The 17,859-nt window shown below is 55.1% G+C and carries 21 protein-coding genes; 16 read left to right on the plus strand and 5 right to left on the minus strand.

What is annotated here, in order from left to right; all coding sequences use genetic code 11:
• Window positions 1-197 precede the first annotated feature (197 nt).
• From proC to ACWHYZ_RS12755, 7 genes are all read left to right on the plus strand, one after another.
• Window positions 198-1,016, plus strand: a complete 819-nt coding sequence (proC, locus tag ACWHYZ_RS12725) for a pyrroline-5-carboxylate reductase (protein WP_447983066.1) — start codon at window positions 198-200, stop codon at window positions 1,014-1,016.
• 91 nt (window positions 1,017-1,107) lie between these two features.
• Window positions 1,108-1,302: a hypothetical protein gene (locus tag ACWHYZ_RS12730; protein WP_447983067.1), complete on the plus strand. Its 195-nt coding sequence runs from the start codon at window positions 1,108-1,110 to the stop codon at window positions 1,300-1,302.
• Between the two features lie 374 nt (window positions 1,303-1,676).
• On the plus strand, window positions 1,677-1,880 hold the full coding sequence (locus tag ACWHYZ_RS12735) for a hypothetical protein (RefSeq protein ID WP_447983068.1): 204 nt from the start codon (window positions 1,677-1,679) through the stop codon (window positions 1,878-1,880).
• A 106-nt stretch (window positions 1,881-1,986) separates the two neighbouring features.
• Entirely contained in the window at window positions 1,987-2,454 is a 468-nt protein-coding gene (locus ACWHYZ_RS12740) for a VanZ family protein (protein ID WP_447983069.1), read from the plus strand.
• 204 nt (window positions 2,455-2,658) lie between these two features.
• Entirely contained in the window at window positions 2,659-3,009 is a 351-nt protein-coding gene (locus tag ACWHYZ_RS12745) for an IS3 family transposase (protein WP_447983070.1), read from the plus strand.
• The gene (locus ACWHYZ_RS12750; RefSeq protein WP_447983071.1) at window positions 3,006-3,893 is read left to right on the plus strand and encodes an IS3 family transposase; all 888 of its coding nucleotides are present in this window, start codon (window positions 3,006-3,008) and stop codon (window positions 3,891-3,893) included. Before ACWHYZ_RS12745 ends, ACWHYZ_RS12750 begins: the two co-directional genes overlap by 4 nt.
• Before the next feature lie 306 nt (window positions 3,894-4,199).
• Entirely contained in the window at window positions 4,200-4,751 is a 552-nt protein-coding gene (locus ACWHYZ_RS12755) for a hypothetical protein (RefSeq protein WP_447983072.1), read from the plus strand.
• Between the two features lie 34 nt (window positions 4,752-4,785).
• On the opposite strand, the gene ACWHYZ_RS12760 is transcribed toward ACWHYZ_RS12755, so the two are convergent.
• From ACWHYZ_RS12760 to ACWHYZ_RS12770, 3 genes are all read right to left on the minus strand, one after another.
• On the minus strand, window positions 4,786-6,195 hold the full coding sequence (locus ACWHYZ_RS12760; protein WP_447983073.1) for a class I SAM-dependent methyltransferase: 1,410 nt from the start codon (window positions 6,193-6,195) through the stop codon (window positions 4,786-4,788).
• Between the two features lie 175 nt (window positions 6,196-6,370).
• Window positions 6,371-6,742 carry a cupredoxin domain-containing protein gene (locus ACWHYZ_RS12765; RefSeq protein WP_447983074.1) on the minus strand — a complete coding sequence of 124 codons (372 nt, stop codon included), beginning with the start codon at window positions 6,740-6,742 and terminating at the stop codon, window positions 6,371-6,373.
• Window positions 6,743-6,925: 183 nt separating this feature from the next.
• Window positions 6,926-7,222, minus strand: coding sequence for a hypothetical protein (locus ACWHYZ_RS12770; protein WP_447983075.1), 297 nt, complete (start codon window positions 7,220-7,222; stop codon window positions 6,926-6,928).
• Between the two features lie 61 nt (window positions 7,223-7,283).
• On the opposite strand from ACWHYZ_RS12770, the gene ACWHYZ_RS12775 reads away from it, so the two are divergent.
• The 9 genes from ACWHYZ_RS12775 (at window position 7,284) to ACWHYZ_RS12815 (ending at window position 15,996) form a co-directional block, all read left to right on the plus strand.
• Window positions 7,284-7,478, plus strand: coding sequence for a hypothetical protein (locus tag ACWHYZ_RS12775; protein ID WP_447983076.1), 195 nt, complete (start codon window positions 7,284-7,286; stop codon window positions 7,476-7,478).
• Window positions 7,479-7,752: 274 nt separating this feature from the next.
• A complete protein-coding gene (locus ACWHYZ_RS12780) occupies window positions 7,753-8,103 on the plus strand; it encodes an IS3 family transposase (protein WP_447983070.1) in 351 nt (116 codons plus the stop codon).
• Window positions 8,100-8,987, plus strand: a complete 888-nt coding sequence (locus tag ACWHYZ_RS12785; RefSeq protein WP_447983071.1) for an IS3 family transposase — start codon at window positions 8,100-8,102, stop codon at window positions 8,985-8,987. Before ACWHYZ_RS12780 ends, ACWHYZ_RS12785 begins: the two co-directional genes overlap by 4 nt.
• Window positions 8,988-9,722: 735 nt before the next feature.
• On the plus strand, window positions 9,723-10,805 hold the full coding sequence (locus ACWHYZ_RS12790; RefSeq protein ID WP_447983077.1) for a pentapeptide repeat-containing protein: 1,083 nt from the start codon (window positions 9,723-9,725) through the stop codon (window positions 10,803-10,805).
• 102 nt (window positions 10,806-10,907) lie between these two features.
• The gene (locus tag ACWHYZ_RS12795) at window positions 10,908-11,699 is read left to right on the plus strand and encodes a segregation and condensation protein A (RefSeq protein WP_447983078.1); all 792 of its coding nucleotides are present in this window, start codon (window positions 10,908-10,910) and stop codon (window positions 11,697-11,699) included.
• Entirely contained in the window at window positions 11,696-12,514 is an 819-nt protein-coding gene (gene scpB, locus ACWHYZ_RS12800) for an SMC-Scp complex subunit ScpB (RefSeq protein ID WP_447983079.1), read from the plus strand. The genes ACWHYZ_RS12795 and scpB overlap by 4 nt, the downstream gene beginning before the upstream one ends.
• 90 nt (window positions 12,515-12,604) lie before the next feature.
• Window positions 12,605-15,439, plus strand: coding sequence for an FAD-binding and (Fe-S)-binding domain-containing protein (locus ACWHYZ_RS12805; RefSeq protein WP_447983080.1), 2,835 nt, complete (start codon window positions 12,605-12,607; stop codon window positions 15,437-15,439).
• On the plus strand, window positions 15,436-15,687 hold the full coding sequence (locus ACWHYZ_RS12810) for a cytochrome c3 family protein (protein WP_447983081.1): 252 nt from the start codon (window positions 15,436-15,438) through the stop codon (window positions 15,685-15,687). The genes ACWHYZ_RS12805 and ACWHYZ_RS12810 overlap by 4 nt, the downstream gene beginning before the upstream one ends.
• 30 nt (window positions 15,688-15,717) lie before the next feature.
• The gene (locus ACWHYZ_RS12815) at window positions 15,718-15,996 is read left to right on the plus strand and encodes a MoaD/ThiS family protein (protein WP_447983082.1); all 279 of its coding nucleotides are present in this window, start codon (window positions 15,718-15,720) and stop codon (window positions 15,994-15,996) included.
• A gap of 21 nt (window positions 15,997-16,017) precedes the next feature.
• On the opposite strand, the gene ACWHYZ_RS12820 is transcribed toward ACWHYZ_RS12815, so the two are convergent.
• Both ACWHYZ_RS12820 and ACWHYZ_RS12825 read right to left on the minus strand, forming a co-directional pair.
• Window positions 16,018-16,764: a hypothetical protein gene (locus tag ACWHYZ_RS12820; protein ID WP_447983083.1), complete on the minus strand. Its 747-nt coding sequence runs from the start codon at window positions 16,762-16,764 to the stop codon at window positions 16,018-16,020.
• A 111-nt stretch (window positions 16,765-16,875) separates the two neighbouring features.
• Complete coding sequence (locus tag ACWHYZ_RS12825) at window positions 16,876-17,844, minus strand: acetyl-CoA carboxylase carboxyltransferase subunit alpha (protein ID WP_447983084.1); 969 nt, start codon at window positions 17,842-17,844, stop codon at window positions 16,876-16,878.
• Between the last annotated feature and the right edge of the window lie 15 nt (window positions 17,845-17,859).

Here is a 17,859-nt window from a genome sequence, read left to right on the forward strand (position 1 = left end):
AGCCGAGGAGAAGATCCGCGACCTGATATCTAGACTCCCACTCTGAGCCTCAGCGCCCAGTGTAGGTATGTCGTCCCAGTGATTCTTGATGCACGGAATGTTCATACATCGTGCTGGATCGAGATCGGCAAAAGGACCGGTCAGCAAACGACTTGGAGAGTTGAAGGCATCATGACTGACAGTTATAATCGTCCGCCATGACACTCGATCAGCGCATTGCATTTATCGGGGCTGGAAGCATGACCGAGGCGCTTGTTGCCGGGATGCTGACGGCTGGTGTGACGGAACCCACATACCTGTATGCGACTGATATTCTTCCCGGTCGTCGTGACCATATGCAAGCCCGGTACGGGATCCGCGTGGGCCAGGACAATCGAGAAGCGGCCGCTGATGGGGACATCCTCATTCTATCGGTAGAACCTCAGGATTTAGATGAAGTATTAATAGATATTTGTCCGTCCTTGCGAGAAGACTGCCTGATTATTTCAGTGGCGGCCGGATATCCCATGGAACGCGTCGCTGCTCACCTGAATTCAGAGCGACCCATCGTCCGTGCGATGCCGAACACCCCGTCAATTATCTTAGCGGGTGTGACCGCGCTTTCGTTTAGCGCCAATGTGTCCGATCTGCATCGAACCGCAGCCAAGACCATTTTCGAAGCCGTGGGGAAAGTGGTGGTCTTGGAGGAAACGCTTATGGACGCGGTAACCGGTCTTAGCGGAAGCGGTCCAGCATACATCTATGTGATCATCGAAGCTCTGGCTGACGGTGGAGTCAGAATGGGACTCCCGCGTCAGGTGGCCGAAATACTGGCCGCTCAGACCGTGCTTGGTTCTGCCCGTATGTTATTGGAAAGCGGCGAACACCCCGGCAGGTTGAAGGACCGTATCACTTCACCCGCCGGCACGACGATCGCGGGGATCGAACAATTGGAGGCCAGGCAGTTTCGCGCCACACTTATGTCAGCCGTCGAGTCAGCAACGAAGCGATCGTTGGAGTTGGGATCATCTTCGTAGGAAGACGGTTGCTCCGATGAGACTAATACAGTAGACTGCCCGCCATCATTTCGATCGCCATCCGTCCATACAGGTAACCGAGGGAGTCACCGTGGTGTATTGGGTAAAGGTCGTGTTTGCCGACAATCAGGAACTGCTGGTGAAGGACGCCATTCGCCATACCATTAGCGACGACATGGAAGTTCTGGAAGTCGATACTGCCAAAGAAGTCACCATTATCCCCATGAAGCAAATCAAATACATCTCCTGTGATGCTACAGTGTTTGCCGCAAAACCAAAGAGTTAGCTTTCCTGCCTGCTTTGTTCCGGTTCTGAACACGGTTTGTTTCTAAAAGTTTGGACCGAGACTTACTGGCTGTTACGCTTCCACCCTTCTCAATCCTCATAAAAGCTTCAGCGTCTCGTTCCCCATATACTTGCGAATCGTCGCCATGGAGGCAGTCGACAGCGTGTTTATTCGTTCTCGGCTAGAGTGTCAGGAATAGACGGCACGTTCCAGACAAGCCTCGCCGGTTCAAGATGCAACGTTGTTGGTCTTGATGAATATAGGAGACATGATGCACATGATGTTAGTTAAATGCAGGTCCTGCCGGCCGAGGAGTCCTTGTGTTAAGATTACGCGCACATTGGCAATAGCAAAGTTCATTAAGAAGGGGGGGCATGATCGACACAGAATTTAAAATCGGCGAGTTCGAAAGGGTGTCCAAATCCGTTCTAGAGATGCTTCAGCGCGGAGTCCTATTGACCGGGGCTGAAGAAAACACTCTCGTGGATACCATTCATGATCTGCAGATTGGCTACGGCGAGTGGCTGAAACAGACTCCACAGAAAGAGCAGTCTTATCCGCCAGATAAGCCAAGGTGAGTCCAGCCTTTAGTGATGCCCATCTTAAATTTCAGAGAGGGGCTTTGTATCCTCGTTGTCTTGCTGACTGTTTAAAGCGCTTCACCTCGGCCAACGGCTCCTTTTCATGGTGAGCCTTAGCGACGGTCTTCGGCGCGTCAGGGTCACCTCTCGCCGCCTGTGGCTATGCAGCATTGCGATGATTATAGTCGGCAGCACCTTTCCTTGGACAGCAATCCAACCGCATCCTGTCTGGGATCATGTTCAGTGGGTTCCGTTCACAGTCGTGACATCCCTGAGAAGGTTAGCCCTTGATATTGTGATAAATGTCGGCATGTATATGCCGTTTGGATACCTCGGCGTCTCTATTCTTCCATCACAGTCCCGGCTTACCCGAATCGTTTTTGTCACCATCACGGCGTTGATTCTCTCAATGGGAATCGAAGTGTCCCAATTCTTCAACCCCTATAGGTATCCTACGGTAACGGATATCATCATGAACGTAAGCGGGGCAATCATGGGGGCCGGCACCGCGTTCATTGGTCGTCATTCGCTACCAAAGGCAGTACGCCGTCAGCCTAGCCAGACATCTTAAACGACACTTCAGGCAGTCTTGTCTGTCGTCATAACAGCTCTGCTTGAATTGAAACAAGCCGCTCGACTCTTCGTCCCGATCGAAAAATAATGAACATTCTTTCCTCTTCACATCCTTGTAGTGGCTCGTCTTGCATCACCCTAAACCGGACCCGGTTTCTTTGGACAGTCATTTGGATCACAATACTGTCCAAGGAGGCTGGGAATGGATCGATCGAAATCTTCAAAAGAGCCAGTACCGTTTCGCGAGGACTCTGAGCCGCCTGAACGGTGGAGTGCCCAACGGAAGACGGAACTGGTCCTTCGGCTCCTGCGGGGCGAACCGCTAGACAGCGGGTCGCGAGAGAGCCAAGTCCCGGCCCATGAGCTCGAGAGCTGGAAACGGGCATTCCTGGAAGCGGGGGCCCGGGGGTTGAAACGCCACACCGATCCGGAAGACCGGGAGCTGATCCGGACACGCGCCAAGTTAGGGGAAGTGATGATGCGCCTGGAGCTCGCCGAAGATCTGCTCGAAAAAAAAGGGTACGGGGAGGAATTGAAGAAGCGCAGGCCATGAGGACTCACATCAGTCCCAGTACCGGTCGCCGATATCCCCTCGCCCTGATCTGCCGGGTGTATGGCTTGGCGCGGTCGACCGTCTATGCTGACCGGCCGGCGCCGACCCCGGCCGCGACACGCAAGCGCGGACCGAAAACGCCGGTCAGTGATCAGAAGCTGGTCACCGCTATTCGGCAGGTCCTGACGACAAGTCCGTTCCATGGGGAGGGCTATCGCAAGGTGCGCGCCCGCCTAAGCCACGCGGGCATCCGCGTCGGCGGCAAGCGCGTCTTGCGCCTGATGCGGCAGCATCAGCTCTTGGCCCCGCGCCGGCTTGGACCGCCCAATGGCAATCCCGCGCACGATGGCCGCATCATCACAGATCGGCCCAACGTGATGTGGGGGACCGATGCCACGCGCTTCTATACCAAGCAGGAGGGCTGGTGCTGGTTCTTTGGCGCTGTGGATCACCATACCGATGAGGTGGTCGGCTGGCATGTGGCCAAGCGCGGCGATCGCTGGGCCGCCCTCCAACCGCTGCGCGATGGGGTGCAGACGATGTTTGGCCTCTTCGCCAAAGAGGTTGCCCGCGGCCTGCAGATTCGCTGTGACTGGGGCCCGCAATATATCGCCGCGGCCTGGATCCAGGAAGTCCACTGGCTCGGGATGACCATCTGCCCCAGTTTTGTTGGCGAGCCACAATGCAATGGCGTGGCCGAACGGTTTATGCGCACGCTCAAAGAACACTGTCTCTACCTGCATCAGTTTGAGAGCCTCGAGCAGGCCAGGCAGATCATCGGAGAATTCATCCACCGGTATAACCACCAGTGGCTGATCGAGCGCCTGGGCCACCGTACCCCAGTACAAGCACGCTTGGATGCTCAGCAGCCAGAGGCCGCCTAATGCGAGGCAGCCAGTTCATGGCGGGATCCACCTGAAAAATGACGCACACAGTTGACTCAGGATCCAGGATCGCCGGTCGACCCAATACTCACCATAGGGGCAAAATCGGTCCAATGAACGCTCAGACCGCGATCATTGAAAATGGGACCACCCTATTTAAGAGGAACACTGTCCAGAAAACCGGGTGCGGTACAACCCTGGCAATACGCCAGTCGCTGTGCATTGGTTCGGAAAGCTCGAACGGCGGAGAGCGGGTGACCCGTAATAATTAATGAATGCCTACGTGGATTCAGGTATCATGTACCGGTGAACTCGTTGCAGGGGCAAGAGCAGGCAGGAAGCGAAGCGGCCCGAATGATGTGGGCTGTCGCGCTCATCATCGTCATCTTCTTATCCGACTTGTTTATTCCCGCGGGAGTGTTGGTGCCCATTCTCTATGTCATCCCTATCGTCATAGCCCTTCGCTTTCTCCACCGGCTCCATTTTGTACTCATCGCGAGTTTTTCGGCTCTCTTCACGATTCTAGGGCTTATCTTGTCACCGACTAATCCCGGTTCTTGGATGGTGTACGCCAACCGGTCGCTCGCTTTGGTAACCATTATTGCCATGTGCGCAGTCTATGCATTTCACCAGCGGACAGCCACGCAGTTGCACATGTTGCAGGATCTCCTGCCTCAATGCGCGTCTTGCAAAAAGGTCAGAGATGATGTGGGCTATTGGTCTCAGTTGGAGCTCTATTTAGAAGAGCACCGGATTAAGCAATTCACTCATAGCCTTTGTCCGTACTGCGAAGGCCAATACGAGCAAGAGCTCTTAAGTCTCAAGGTCTCGCGCGATAAGGAGGAAGCGCCCCTATAATTCGGTGATCGGTTCAGGAGAGGTCAACGGGGTGTTATCGCTGAGAGTACCAGCGGAATCCTTTGGTTTCTTGAAATGAAGGGCGGGGAGCGGCGCCAGGTTTTTCCAGCAACATGACTTTGAAATCCCACAGTCCGAACCACGCCGGGTCAATCAACTCATGGTAATGGCAACCCATGAGACGCGGCAGCATATCTCCGAGCGTCGTTTTTAATTCGGGCTCCGTGTAGGCGCGGATGGCGAACGGTTTTCCTAGGTTCTGGCAGAACCGCTGAATGGCATACGCCGCCCCTGTACAGAGTAACTGAGTATCCGGCCGCAGCACCATGAACTGCGGCAGGGCGAAATACTGTTCGTGAAAACCCAACCATCGTGCTGCATGTCGGAGATGACTGTACTGCACTTCATATTCGGTATGCCCGGGCAATTTGACAGGCGCCGGCCAGCCTGATTCAATGCCGAATTCGATGAGGACGGCACGGCCTCCCGGCCGCAGAACCCGCCACAACTCTGACACGAACCGGATGGGACCCAGGTTGAATAAAAAGTCGTCGGGGATATCTCTGTCCAGTGGCAACCGGATACGACGCATCCAGTCGATCGCCTCTTGGTTGAGAGCCGATGTGCCTGTGCCGGATTCGATTTCTGCCCGTGTGAGTTGGACCGGCGTCATATCGGCAAGATTTTCGTTGTCAATCACCAGATCGATGCTGGCATCTCGAAGCGGCAACCACTCACCATTGGCTTGCACACCGCGCGCACTCCATCCCCCCTCCCGGCCAAGGCTGAGTTGCGATTCAAGAAAAGGCCGGGTGATGTCCAAAAATAAGTAGCGGACTCCGTCCCGTTCTGCCGGTGCGAGCTCGGCCGCAAATTCGCGGGAAACGTATCCCAGGCCGCCTCCAACCTCCAAGACCGTTCGCGGCTTCGGATTCCACCAGCCTCGCCGGCGAAGATGACGCGCGAGTAGACGCCCATACGTCAATCCCTGCAGCGCTTCGCTGGGTTCTCGGAACAGATGGGAGACGGTCGTTTCAACTGTGTCGAAGTGCCCGTCGCGTTTCGTGATTTCCCGCAAATGAAAGTCAGTGAGATGCTCGCCGCCTTCAAATCCTTCCTTGCCGGACCACCCTTCTCGAATCTGTTGCAGCAATAAGTCCCATTTAGCACCGTGCCGGTCGCCGGTCGGCGGCTGAGTGCCAAAGTAACACAAGGCGTAGTTGGGTAGTGACCATCGTTCGAGATGCCACTGACCCGTCTCGCCGTCCGGTCCGCAGACCCATTCTCCAAAACGATCGAGCAGGGTGGAGACGCTCGTATGCCCGTCGATCGCCATGAGCAATTCAAGCCCCACGCGATTGAGACGAATGAGTGGCAGATGATCGTCCAATGGCGCCACCCACCATTCGTCAGCGCCATGCTCGTACACGATCATATCAGGCATGCGCCATGCCCGTAATTTCAGGACGTCGGGAGTTAAGGGAAGCGGAGCATGTTGCAGAGCGGTGGGCTTCATAGTCGAGACCGATTCATGATGCTGGGATGAAAATCAAAGGCTAGAGAGTACACGAATGGTTAAAGGCGTGGCAAGGTACGGATCCTCGGATGGTGGAACACAATCATGTGTGAGAGGGCGTGTCGGCCGGGTCCGTAATGACGAGTACGCCACGCATGATTGGATGGAGACGGCACTGATAGGGATAGCGGCCAGGAGACAGCCCTGGAATCGTATAGCTGGCGTTGGGAGCTACAGAACCCGAGTCAAAAGCGCAGGGCCCATCCTGAACACAGCCATCGTGCGTAATCGTATGAGGAGATCCGGTTGGATTATCCCAACGGATGGGCGCGCCGGCAGACACCTTCGCTGAAGCCGGATAGTAATAGGGAGAGCCGCTGTCGATAACGATCTCAAAAGGCGGCGGAATGGCCTGGCTCGGCATCGCACTTACCAAAAAGAAGCCGGCCGCGATAGCACATTTTATCGCATGCACAGTTTCACCTCCATCAAAAATCGACCTTATTGTACCATGGTGATCTACAAAAAAAGAGGTTGTATCAACTTGAAATTGCAGGATTTTTCAGCTGGCATCTGCATCATAAAAAGAGGACGTCTCTGCACAGGCCCCTCTCCACCGATGCGATAAGCATGGGTTGCAAGAAATCACCAATTCATGCTAGATGGTTGCCGCAGTTGCAGCCAGTTCGGTCACTGAAGAGGAGGGAGCGATGGCGACAAGTAAAAAGAAGAAGCCGGCTAAGCAGGCGAAGGCCAAGCGGGGTTCGAGCAAAGCAAATCCGGCTAAAAAGAAGGGCGGATCTGCGAAGAGGTCCACGGCAAAGAAAACCTCCCCGAAGAAAAAAGTAGCCGCAAAGAAGGCGGCGTCGAAGAAGGCGGCGCCAAAGAAAGCGGCAAGGAGACCGGCAAAAAAAGCGGCGTCGAAAGCGCCCAAGAAAAAGACCGTCGCAGCCAAAGGTAGCCGCGCTGCCGAACGTTCTGCAAAGGCGGATCGCTCAACTGAGCCTGAAGAACACATGAAGCCGTTTCATCGGGAGATGGAAGAAGAAGAACCCGAGATGCGACGTCGGGAGCCTGCTGAGCCGGTCGAGTTGGGCGAAGAGATGGAGGATGAACTTGGAAATGGCATGTCATTAGACGATGACGAAGAAACTGGGGCTGATTTTCTCGACAAGCCGGAAGATCTTTCGAGTGACGAGGACACGGAGTAGCCCCGTGGCGTCTTCTGCTCGCCTCTGCGACCTCTCTTGATCCACAACTGTGTTGCACGCACTCATTCATCGCGCTTGCATCCCTGCGATATGATTCGAGCGGGGCTCGTAAGAGCCCCGCATCAGAGTTTCCGACCTGTCATCATCTCGTATGCTTCCTGAATCCTGCTCACTTCTTAATCATCAGAATTAGCTGCATACTGCGTGCGTTTAAACCGGACCCGGTTTCTTTGGACAGTCATTTGGATCACAATACTGTCCAAGGAGGCTGGGAATGGATCGATCGAAATCTTCAAAAGAGCCAGTACCGTTTCGCGAGGACTCTGAGCCGCCTGAACGGTGGAGTGCCCAACGGAAGACGGAACTGGTCCTTCGGCTCCTGCGGGGCGAACCGCTAGACAGCGGGTCGCGAGAGAGCCAAGTCCCGGCCCATGAGCTCGAGAGCTGGAAACGGGCATTCCTGGAAGCGGGGGCCCGGGGGTTGAAACGCCACACCGATCCGGAAGACCGGGAGCTGATCCGGACACGCGCCAAGTTAGGGGAAGTGATGATGCGCCTGGAGCTCGCCGAAGATCTGCTCGAAAAAAAAGGGTACGGGGAGGAATTGAAGAAGCGCAGGCCATGAGGACTCACATCAGTCCCAGTACCGGTCGCCGATATCCCCTCGCCCTGATCTGCCGGGTGTATGGCTTGGCGCGGTCGACCGTCTATGCTGACCGGCCGGCGCCGACCCCGGCCGCGACACGCAAGCGCGGACCGAAAACGCCGGTCAGTGATCAGAAGCTGGTCACCGCTATTCGGCAGGTCCTGACGACAAGTCCGTTCCATGGGGAGGGCTATCGCAAGGTGCGCGCCCGCCTAAGCCACGCGGGCATCCGCGTCGGCGGCAAGCGCGTCTTGCGCCTGATGCGGCAGCATCAGCTCTTGGCCCCGCGCCGGCTTGGACCGCCCAATGGCAATCCCGCGCACGATGGCCGCATCATCACAGATCGGCCCAACGTGATGTGGGGGACCGATGCCACGCGCTTCTATACCAAGCAGGAGGGCTGGTGCTGGTTCTTTGGCGCTGTGGATCACCATACCGATGAGGTGGTCGGCTGGCATGTGGCCAAGCGCGGCGATCGCTGGGCCGCCCTCCAACCGCTGCGCGATGGGGTGCAGACGATGTTTGGCCTCTTCGCCAAAGAGGTTGCCCGCGGCCTGCAGATTCGCTGTGACTGGGGCCCGCAATATATCGCCGCGGCCTGGATCCAGGAAGTCCACTGGCTCGGGATGACCATCTGCCCCAGTTTTGTTGGCGAGCCACAATGCAATGGCGTGGCCGAACGGTTTATGCGCACGCTCAAAGAACACTGTCTCTACCTGCATCAGTTTGAGAGCCTCGAGCAGGCCAGGCAGATCATCGGAGAATTCATCCACCGGTATAACCACCAGTGGCTGATCGAGCGCCTGGGCCACCGTACCCCAGTACAAGCACGCTTGGATGCTCAGCAGCCAGAGGCCGCCTAATGCGAGGCAGCCAGTTCATGGCGGGATCCACCTGAAAAATGACGCACACAGTTGACTCAGGATCCAGGATCGCCGGTCGACCCAATACTCACCATAGGGGCAAAATCGGTCCAATGAACGCTCAGACCGCGATCATTGAAAATGGGACCACCCTATTTAAGAGGAACACTGTCCAGAAAACCGGCTGCGGTACACGTTGATCCCCTGAGCACTACGAAAAAGCTGACCATCACGGCTCCCGCACTTGGTCCATCGCTGCTGACAGGAGCATAGGATGCGTCATAGATCGTTAGTGTGCCGCGTATATCACGGAAGGAGTCTGTTTCGCGGCATACTGAAAGGCATGCACAATCGATCCAAGCCGACTTCTGTGAGCCAAATTCGCTGATTGCCCCCATCTGACTTCCATCGGGTCAGGAGTGCCCGGTGGTCCCAACTGATCGATGACATTGAAGGCACCGTGATTGTTGCCCTGAGTAGCCGCTAGAACCGGCACTTCTATGGTGATGTCCGCCGAGGCATTCTGAAGAAGCAGGATGAAGAACGGTCGTGAGCGACAAGATCAACCATCTTGCATGAACTGTGCGTATCGCCGATGTGCACACTATTCTGTGTTCCTCCTGAAAGCTCCCACATACATGGCGCAATTCAAATAGCAGGAGGCTACGTAAATCAAAGTATAGCATCCGTTGGGTGTCTTGCTTTCAACGTCAGTGTTCTCCTATAACGTCATCGATGAGCATATGGGTACGGCTCTGCGTTATCCTGCTAGGTATCGTGATCTTCTCACTCATGATGCGTCCATTCCCGGCACGGGCCGAATGTGTGGTCGAGGCGGTCACGAACACGCGGGAGGCATTCGTGAAACATATGAGCAAAACTTGTACGGTAGAGGATCGTCTTGCTCATGCGGTCCCTGCCGAAGAATTATTGCAGGCGATTCAACGAGAACAAGCAGTTGATCTGGTCGGTGTCGTGGTGGTGGGCGATTTGTTGCTTGATCAACTCCCGCTGCGCCAGGTTCCACCGTCAGATCAACTCCCTGCGTTGACGAAAAATGTTTTGGCATCACGTGGGATCAATGAGGTCCGAGTCGTCTCACAATCGATCACGATCCGTGACTCACGGATTGATGGAGTGATCGCGACCAAACTGAAGGAGGGATACCTGTTGGTCCGCGGCCCGCTGACCATGACCGGGACAACATTCACAGGTATGGTCGATTTTTCCCGCACCATATTCAATGAGAAGGTAAATTTTTCGGATGCCATTTTTCATCGTGAAGGATTGTTTTTACAAACCCTGTTCAATGGGCCTGCACGATTCGACCAGGTTGTCTTCGGCGTGCACACTCGGTTCCATCGCGCACAGTTTAGTGACACGGTGACATTTGAAGGGGCCAGGTTTGATGGTCTGACTGAGTTCCTCGAAGTTGCCTTCGACAAGGATGCCAATTTGTCACGCACTACTTTTAAGATGGGGACGGGGTTCTCCGGTGCGCAATTCAGCGCAAACTTGGATTTTGCGGCGGCGCTGTTCGAGCGAGAGGCGTTTTTCCTCTTCACAGGCTTCACGGGCACTGCCAATTTCTCTCGCGCGGTATTTCGATCTCAGGCTGATTTTTCAGATGCGGAATTTCGCTCAATGGGCGATTTTTCTGATGTCTCTTTTGGCGTCGACCCGGTATTTCAGCGTACGAAGTTATCCGGTCCCCCGCCGATCAAGGTGAACACTCGGAGTCTTGAGGCCTTGTATGGGACTGCGGCTAGCTTCCTTGTTTTGACTGTCCTACTCGTATGGATTCTCAAAAAACGCTAGGTGGATGTCATCGATGTCAACCCTATCACCACTATATATAGAATTTGTCTTGCGCGGAGGCCCCTATAGTGGTATAAGGCTCACCAAAAATTGGGAGGATGAGTGGAACCAGAGCAAATTGAACTTCCCTACCATGTCCGGCTAGAACAGTTTGAAGGCCCCCTCGACCTTCTTCTCCATCTGATCAAAAAGCACGAGATCAATATCTATGATATTCCGATCTCATTGATTACACAGCAATACTTGGAGTACGTCAGCTTGATGACCTCATTGAACCTGACGGTCGCCGGGGATTTTCTAGTCATGGCCGCGACCTTGGTGCATATCAAGTCTCGCATGCTGCTGCCCGTGGATGAGACCGAGGCAGATGAGGAGGATGGGCCTGATCCCCGGGAGGATCTCGTTCGCCGGCTATTGGAGTACAAGCAGTACAAGGATGCGGCCGGACGTCTCGATGACCGCGAGCGGCTGTGGCGCGAAGTATTCGCGCGAGAGCAGCCGGTATCCGTCCATGTGCGGGCAGATGAATCGAATATGGATGAGGTCACGCTGTTCGACCTAGTGGACGCCCTACAAGGTATTTTGAAGAGGATGCCGGACAAGCGGCTGATCGAAATTATCCCGGAGAACTTGACGGTCAAGGATCGAATGAACGCGATTCTCGATTTAGTGGCAGAGCGGGAATCCATGACGTTTGTGTCACTGTTTGAAGGGCAGCAGTCTCGCCTGGTCATTATCGTGACATTCTTGGCGATGCTGGAATTGATCCGCGTCAAATTGCTCCGTATTTTTCAAGGGGATGCGTTTGGGCCCATTCTTCTTACACGGGCGTTCTCCCCCGTGAATGAGCAAGACGCCAGCTCGGTCCTGGATAATGGCTGGGAGGAACTATGAGCACATCGGTTGACAATGTGGAACACGACCCCATGAAGGAACAATCATCAGAAATCGCGGATCCTGAAATGGTAGACGTGGAGCCAACGCAGGTTGATGAGCCGTCCAATCAAGTGGTGGTAGCCGAGGCGCCCGCCTCTGAGCCTCGACCCGTTGATGAACGGGAATTGCGAGCGATTCTGGAAACGCTCTTGTTCGTCTCACACGAACCGGTGACCGTGGACCGCTTGGTTGCGGTGTTAGGGGGGGTGACCAAGCTAGAGGTCCGGCAAGCCTTAGAGGACCTGAAGTCCGACTATGAGAAGAGCGAGCGGGGATTGCAGGTCAACGAGGTCGCCGGCGGATTTCAACTCGCCACACGACCCGAATATGCTTCCTGGATTAAGATGCTCGGGAAAACCAAGACCTCCGCCAAGCTTTCACGCTCGGGGCTCGAGTCGTTAGCCATCATTGCCTACAAGCAGCCTATTGTCCGTGCTGAAATTGAATCCATTCGCGGCGTAGAAACCTCTGGTGTGTTGCGGACCTTGCTCGAGCGCAAGCTTGTGCGGATCGTCGGTCGAAAAGACGTGCCCGGGCGGCCAATTATGTACGGGACGACGAAATTTTTTCTTCAGCATTTCGGCCTTCGAGACCTTGCGGAGTTACCGCCGCTAAGAGAATTTAAAGAACTGGGCGAATCCGAGCAGGCAATGCTGCCCGTTGGCGATGAACCACTGCAAATCGGTGAGGACCCGTCGGCAGTCGATGCCGGAAGTGATTCGGCGGAGCTGACGCCCATCTCGGATGAGACGACTGAACAGCTGTCGTCCTAGCCACATCGTCGGGAAGTGCTCGTACCACGGGCCTTGTTCTCGTTTCGAAACCCCGCCTACAATGGTGTAGACCACGACCGGTGTTTCACGATGACTCTCGTATTGCCCGAAAAGAAGCTTTCGATCGCCGGCGACCTGCGACGTCTCATTGGACCTGAAAAGGTTCGTGATGACGTGCCGGCTATAACGGCTTATGCGGTCGATGCCAGCATCTATAAGATTGTTCCGAAGGCCATCGTGCTGGCGGAGTCGGAAGAAGATGTTCAGCGCGTAGTGAACTATGCCGTTCGCGCGGGAGTACCGCTGACTCCGCGTGCGGCCGGGACGAATCTGACCGGCTCCGCCATCGGCTCCGGCATCATTCTCGATGTCTCTCGTCTGAACCAGATTCTCGAAGTGAATCGTGAGGAACAGTGGGCTCGTGTGCAGCCCGGCATCGTGCTCGCGGAACTCAACAAACGGCTTGCGGGCAGCGGGATGATGTTTGGCCCGGATCCATCCAGCGGGGACATGTGCAAGCTCGGCGGGATGCTCGCCAATAATTCGGCCGGCCCGCATACCCTCCGTTATGGGGCCGTCAAGGATAATGTCCTGTCGCTCCGTGTATATCTGCAGGCAGGGAAGTGGTTGGATGCGCAGCCTTACGATGTCGATGATCTCCGACTGAATGCCATTCGGTCGCTTCATCCTGCCGTCGACGAGGTCCTCACTATATTACGCACACAGGGAGATTTGATTCGGGCGAAGCGCCCGACAGTCAGTAAGAATAGTTGCGGCTATGACCTATTCGGTTTGCTCGACGGACTCGACCGAAGGGTGCTTGATCTCCCGAAGCTGTTTGTGGGAAGCGAAGGCACGCTTGGCGTGATGAGTGAAGCGACGCTCCGGCTGGTGGCTCGACCGAAATCGACGACCACCGCGCTTATCCACTTTCGTCGCCTCGAGCAAGTCGGCGATGCAGTATTCAAGCTACTGCCCCTCTCACCCAGTGCCTTGGAGGTCATGGATGGAAACACGCTCAATCTCATTGGGCGGGAAGCCCATGGCATTCCTGCCGATGCCGAAGCCACGCTTATTGCCGAGTTTGATGAGACGGACGAGCCGTCCACCCGCATTCATTATGGGCGCGACATAGGCGTCATCTGTCGAGCATTCCGCCTCTCGGCCGATCCGGTGTTGGCATTTACCCAAGAGCAACGCGAGCAGATATGGAAAGCGCGTAAAGCGCTGTATCCGACGCTGTATCGTTATGGACACGGTAAGAAGCCGATTAATTATGTCGATGATGTCGTTGTACGGGCTGAGCGCATCGGTGAACTCGTCCGATACCTCGAAGGCTTTTTCAAGACCCAGAGGGTACCGGTTGCCATTTTTGGACACATTGGAAACGGGAATGCCCATATCGTCCCGCTACTCGACGTCAACGACAAAGAGGATTTTGCACGCATGGTGGAGGGGTATCATGCGATTCATGACGCCGTGCTCACGAAGTTTGAGGGGTCGATTTGTGGTGAGCATGGCGATGGTCGCGTGCGCGCCGAATATGTGCGTCGCATGTTCGGTGAAGAGCTGTATGGTCTATTCAAACAAGTGAAACAGAGTTTCGATCCAACGGGAGTGTTCAATCCAGGTGTAAAAATCAGCGAGACGCCGTTCACCGAGCACATCGACCATACGCGCTTATCGAAAGAATGCGCGACCTGCGGTAAATGCAACTCCGTCTGTCCCGTCTACGACGTGTTTCAATCTGAAGATATGAGCTCACGTGGATGGTTCGAAATCGTCACCGCTAAGGATTACAGTTATTTGAACTCCAAGCGCGTCGTAGAGGCTTGCTTGAATTGCAAGTCATGCAGGACCATCTGCCCGGCAGATGTCGACGTCTCGGATCTCATTCTCAAGCGGCGCGCCGAACATCCCAACGCTATGGCGGGATTGATCTTCAAATTTCAGGCGCGCCAAACGCTGTTTGAACCGGTCTTGAAACTTCTCGGCAGAACGCAATGGCTCTGGGACCGACCTTCCATTCGGGTGTTGATCGAATATGTGACACGACCTCTGATGAAGCAAGTCGCTGCGGCGGCCCGAATCCCTCGTGATATGATGCTTCCGAAATTTGCCGCGACGCATCTCCAGGATCGGTATCCGGAGCTAGTCGGAACGGACCCTATCCGAACGAAGGTCGCCTATTTTCATGGTTGTGCCGCAAAGTACTTTGACGACGGAGTCGGGGATGCCGTGATTCGTGTATTGCGGCAGCAGGGCATCGAACCGGCGCTTCCACCGCAGCGGTGCTCGGGAACACCAATCCAAACCTATGGGCATGGGGACTTGGTAAAGGACGGGGCGCGCTTCAATGTAGCATCGTTCGAGCCGTATGAGACAGTCGTCACGGGATGCGCCTCGTGCACGCTCATGCTTAAGGACTATCCCAAGCTGTTCGCGGGGGAGCCGGAAGAAGCGGCTGCGAGAAGGCTTGCTCAGAAAGTCAAGCATGTGACGGAAATGGTGTCCCCGTTGAAGGCATCAGGTCAATCTGACATGGGGACGGCACGGCCTTGTAAGGTGACGTACCATTCATCTTGCCACCTTCGGGCGGCAGGCGTCACGAAGGCGCCCCGGCAAGTGCTCTCTCAGTTGCCTGGTGTTGAATTTGTCGAGATGCAAGATGCCGATCGTTGTGCAGGGGGCGCGGGCACGTATGTGCTCAAGGACTACGAGACGTCTCAGAAGATTTTCAACCGAAAGCGCCGAGCGATTGAAGAGAGCGGCGCCGATGTCGTCGCAACCAGTTGTCCGGCTTGCATGATCCAATTGAAGAACGGACTCCGAGGGAAGGTATCGGTCAAGCACGTCGCCGAATTAATGACCGAGGGTTGCAAGGTGAACGGACAGGCCGGCGACGGGACGCCTGCTCGCTCATGAGATGGAGGCCTGGTAAGGGCGACTGGGTGTTCATCGGAGCCGTGGTCGCCGTCGTGCTGTTCGTCTCGTTGCTTCCCACGCCACGAGAACGGAACCCGATGATCCCGGCGAACGACGAGCATCGAACACTGGTCGCGGAGAAGCAATGTTCACAGTGTCATGCAATGCAAGCCAGTCGACCGTTGCTTGATCGACATCCCAAGCGACAGGATTGTTTTAAGTGCCACCGCCGGGCCGATGCGTCCTAGATATCCAAAGCCAAAGAGAGGAACGTTGGAATGGTGACCGTGTTATTGTTCGGCCAGTCGTTGAAAGATATCGTGGGAGCCTCTGAGCTGCAATTCGAGATTACGGAGGGGACAACGTTAAAAAGTCTCATCGATGCGTACCCCGATCCACTCGAAGGGCTCATGCCGTTCTTGGCGAAAAGCGAGGTGCTCGTGACCGTCAATCGGAAGGTCGCCGTCATAGATTCCCCCATCCGCGACGGCGATACCATTAAACTGACCCACCAGACGAACCCTATTTTCGACGGCGCACGGTGGCATAATCCTTAACCAAGGGGCCCGGCTAATTCATTAGTGGGTCGGAATTGGTTGTCCCGCCCATCCCATCTTCGATGAGAATCCTTTTCCATACAGGTCAAACAGTTGAAAGAATTGATAGGCCTTACAGTCGGTCAAGACTGCCGCTGCCTCTTCCAAATAGCCTTCATACGAATATTCAAACTGCACCCCTTGTCCCCCAAACAGCATGACCACACCGCGGCGTGGGTCGATTGAGCTTTCTTGATGGAAGATATACCGGTAATACATGCTCTCCGGGCCTCCAATGTGCTGGAGGAATTGGGCCCATGTTGGAGGTGAATCCATGGAGAGTCGTTTCTTAATATTGACAGCTTGGACGGGACCAAATTTCTCAAAGAACTCTTTAAACATGTTGTCCTGCCAATGATGTTCATCGGCAATGTGGTGGATGGCATGGTTAAAGGACGCTACTGTGTGGGTTTCCCAGCGTGACCCAGGAGCCCAGTGAAAAATGACTCCATTACGGGGTCCCTGCCATTCTGTTCCGCCAACTTGCTCCACCTGATGCTCTAAAATTTTATTGGCCCATACCCAGTAAAGAAAATCGAGGAAGCGAGGGTCCTGTGGTGTGAGTGTCAGTCGTTCCATCGATAAAGATTGGTTGGGGTTAAAAGTGGTTTTCACGTCCTTGCAATGGCGTTCCCACTCCGAATCGGACCAGGCTGCACTGCTGACTGGGAAGGCGGCCGCATTCGTCGAGACTGAGAGAAAGAAAAAAAGCATCGCAATGAAAGGCATTCAGACCCTCACTAATTGATGTACTTTGTAAAAACTTTAGAATCGAAGCAGTGAACCGGCCCCATGCCATGCTGGCGGCCGTGCTGATTAGGGAGAGGAGTGGAGTGGGGATCACACTTTCTGAACGGCCGCGTCGAGCACGACGCCCATCTTTCTGTATTTCTCATCGCGACGGGAGAGCAGTGTCTCCGCACTCAAGTCAACCAAATGACTGAGATGTGTCGTGAATGATTTGGCAATACGCTTGGCAGCGGTTTCCGGATCGCGATGAGCGCCCCCGATTGGCTCCGGGATCACTTCATCGACGACGCCGAGCTTATACAGATCTTCAGCTGTCATCTTCAGCGTCGCAGCGGCATCCGGGACCTTCGCCGGATCATCCCATAAAATGGCCGCACACCCTTCCGGTGAGATCACCGAATAAATGGAATGTTCGAGCATGAGCACACGATCAGCGACACCCAGCGCGAGTGCCCCCCCGCTGCCGCCCTCACCGATGACCACCGAAATGATCGGCACGGGGAGGCGTGACATCACGAAGAGGTTGCGTGCGATGGCTTCCGCTTGGCCGCGTTCTTCCGCTCCAATACCCGGATAGGCGCCGGGTGTGTCGATGAATGTGAGGATCGGACGATGAAATTTCTCGGCGAGCCTCATCAAACGCAAGGCCTTGCGATAGCCTTCAGGATTGGGCATCCCAAAGTTCCGTTCCATGCGCTCTTTTAGTGTGCGCCCTTTTTGATGGCCGATGATCATGACGGATTGTTCATTGAACCGGGCAAATCCGCCGACAATGGCCCGGTCATCCGCAAAGGCGCGGTCGCCGTGCAGTTCTTGAAAGTCTCGGCAGAAGAAGTTGATATAATCGAGCACAGACGGCCGTTGCGCGTGCCGGGCGAGCTGGGTTCGCTGCCAAGGGGTTAATTTGCTGTAGAGTTCCACTTCTTCTTGCGCGAGACGGGCCTTCAGTTTTCGAAGCTCTTCTTGGACGGACGTCTTCGCTGAGGCGGTTGCGGCGAGCTTTTCGATCTTTTCTTCGATCTCCCGCAACGGCTTTTCAAATTCCAGATAATCTCTCATCGTATGCCCCTCGTC

This window comes from Nitrospira sp. Nam74, from assembly GCF_965152615.1.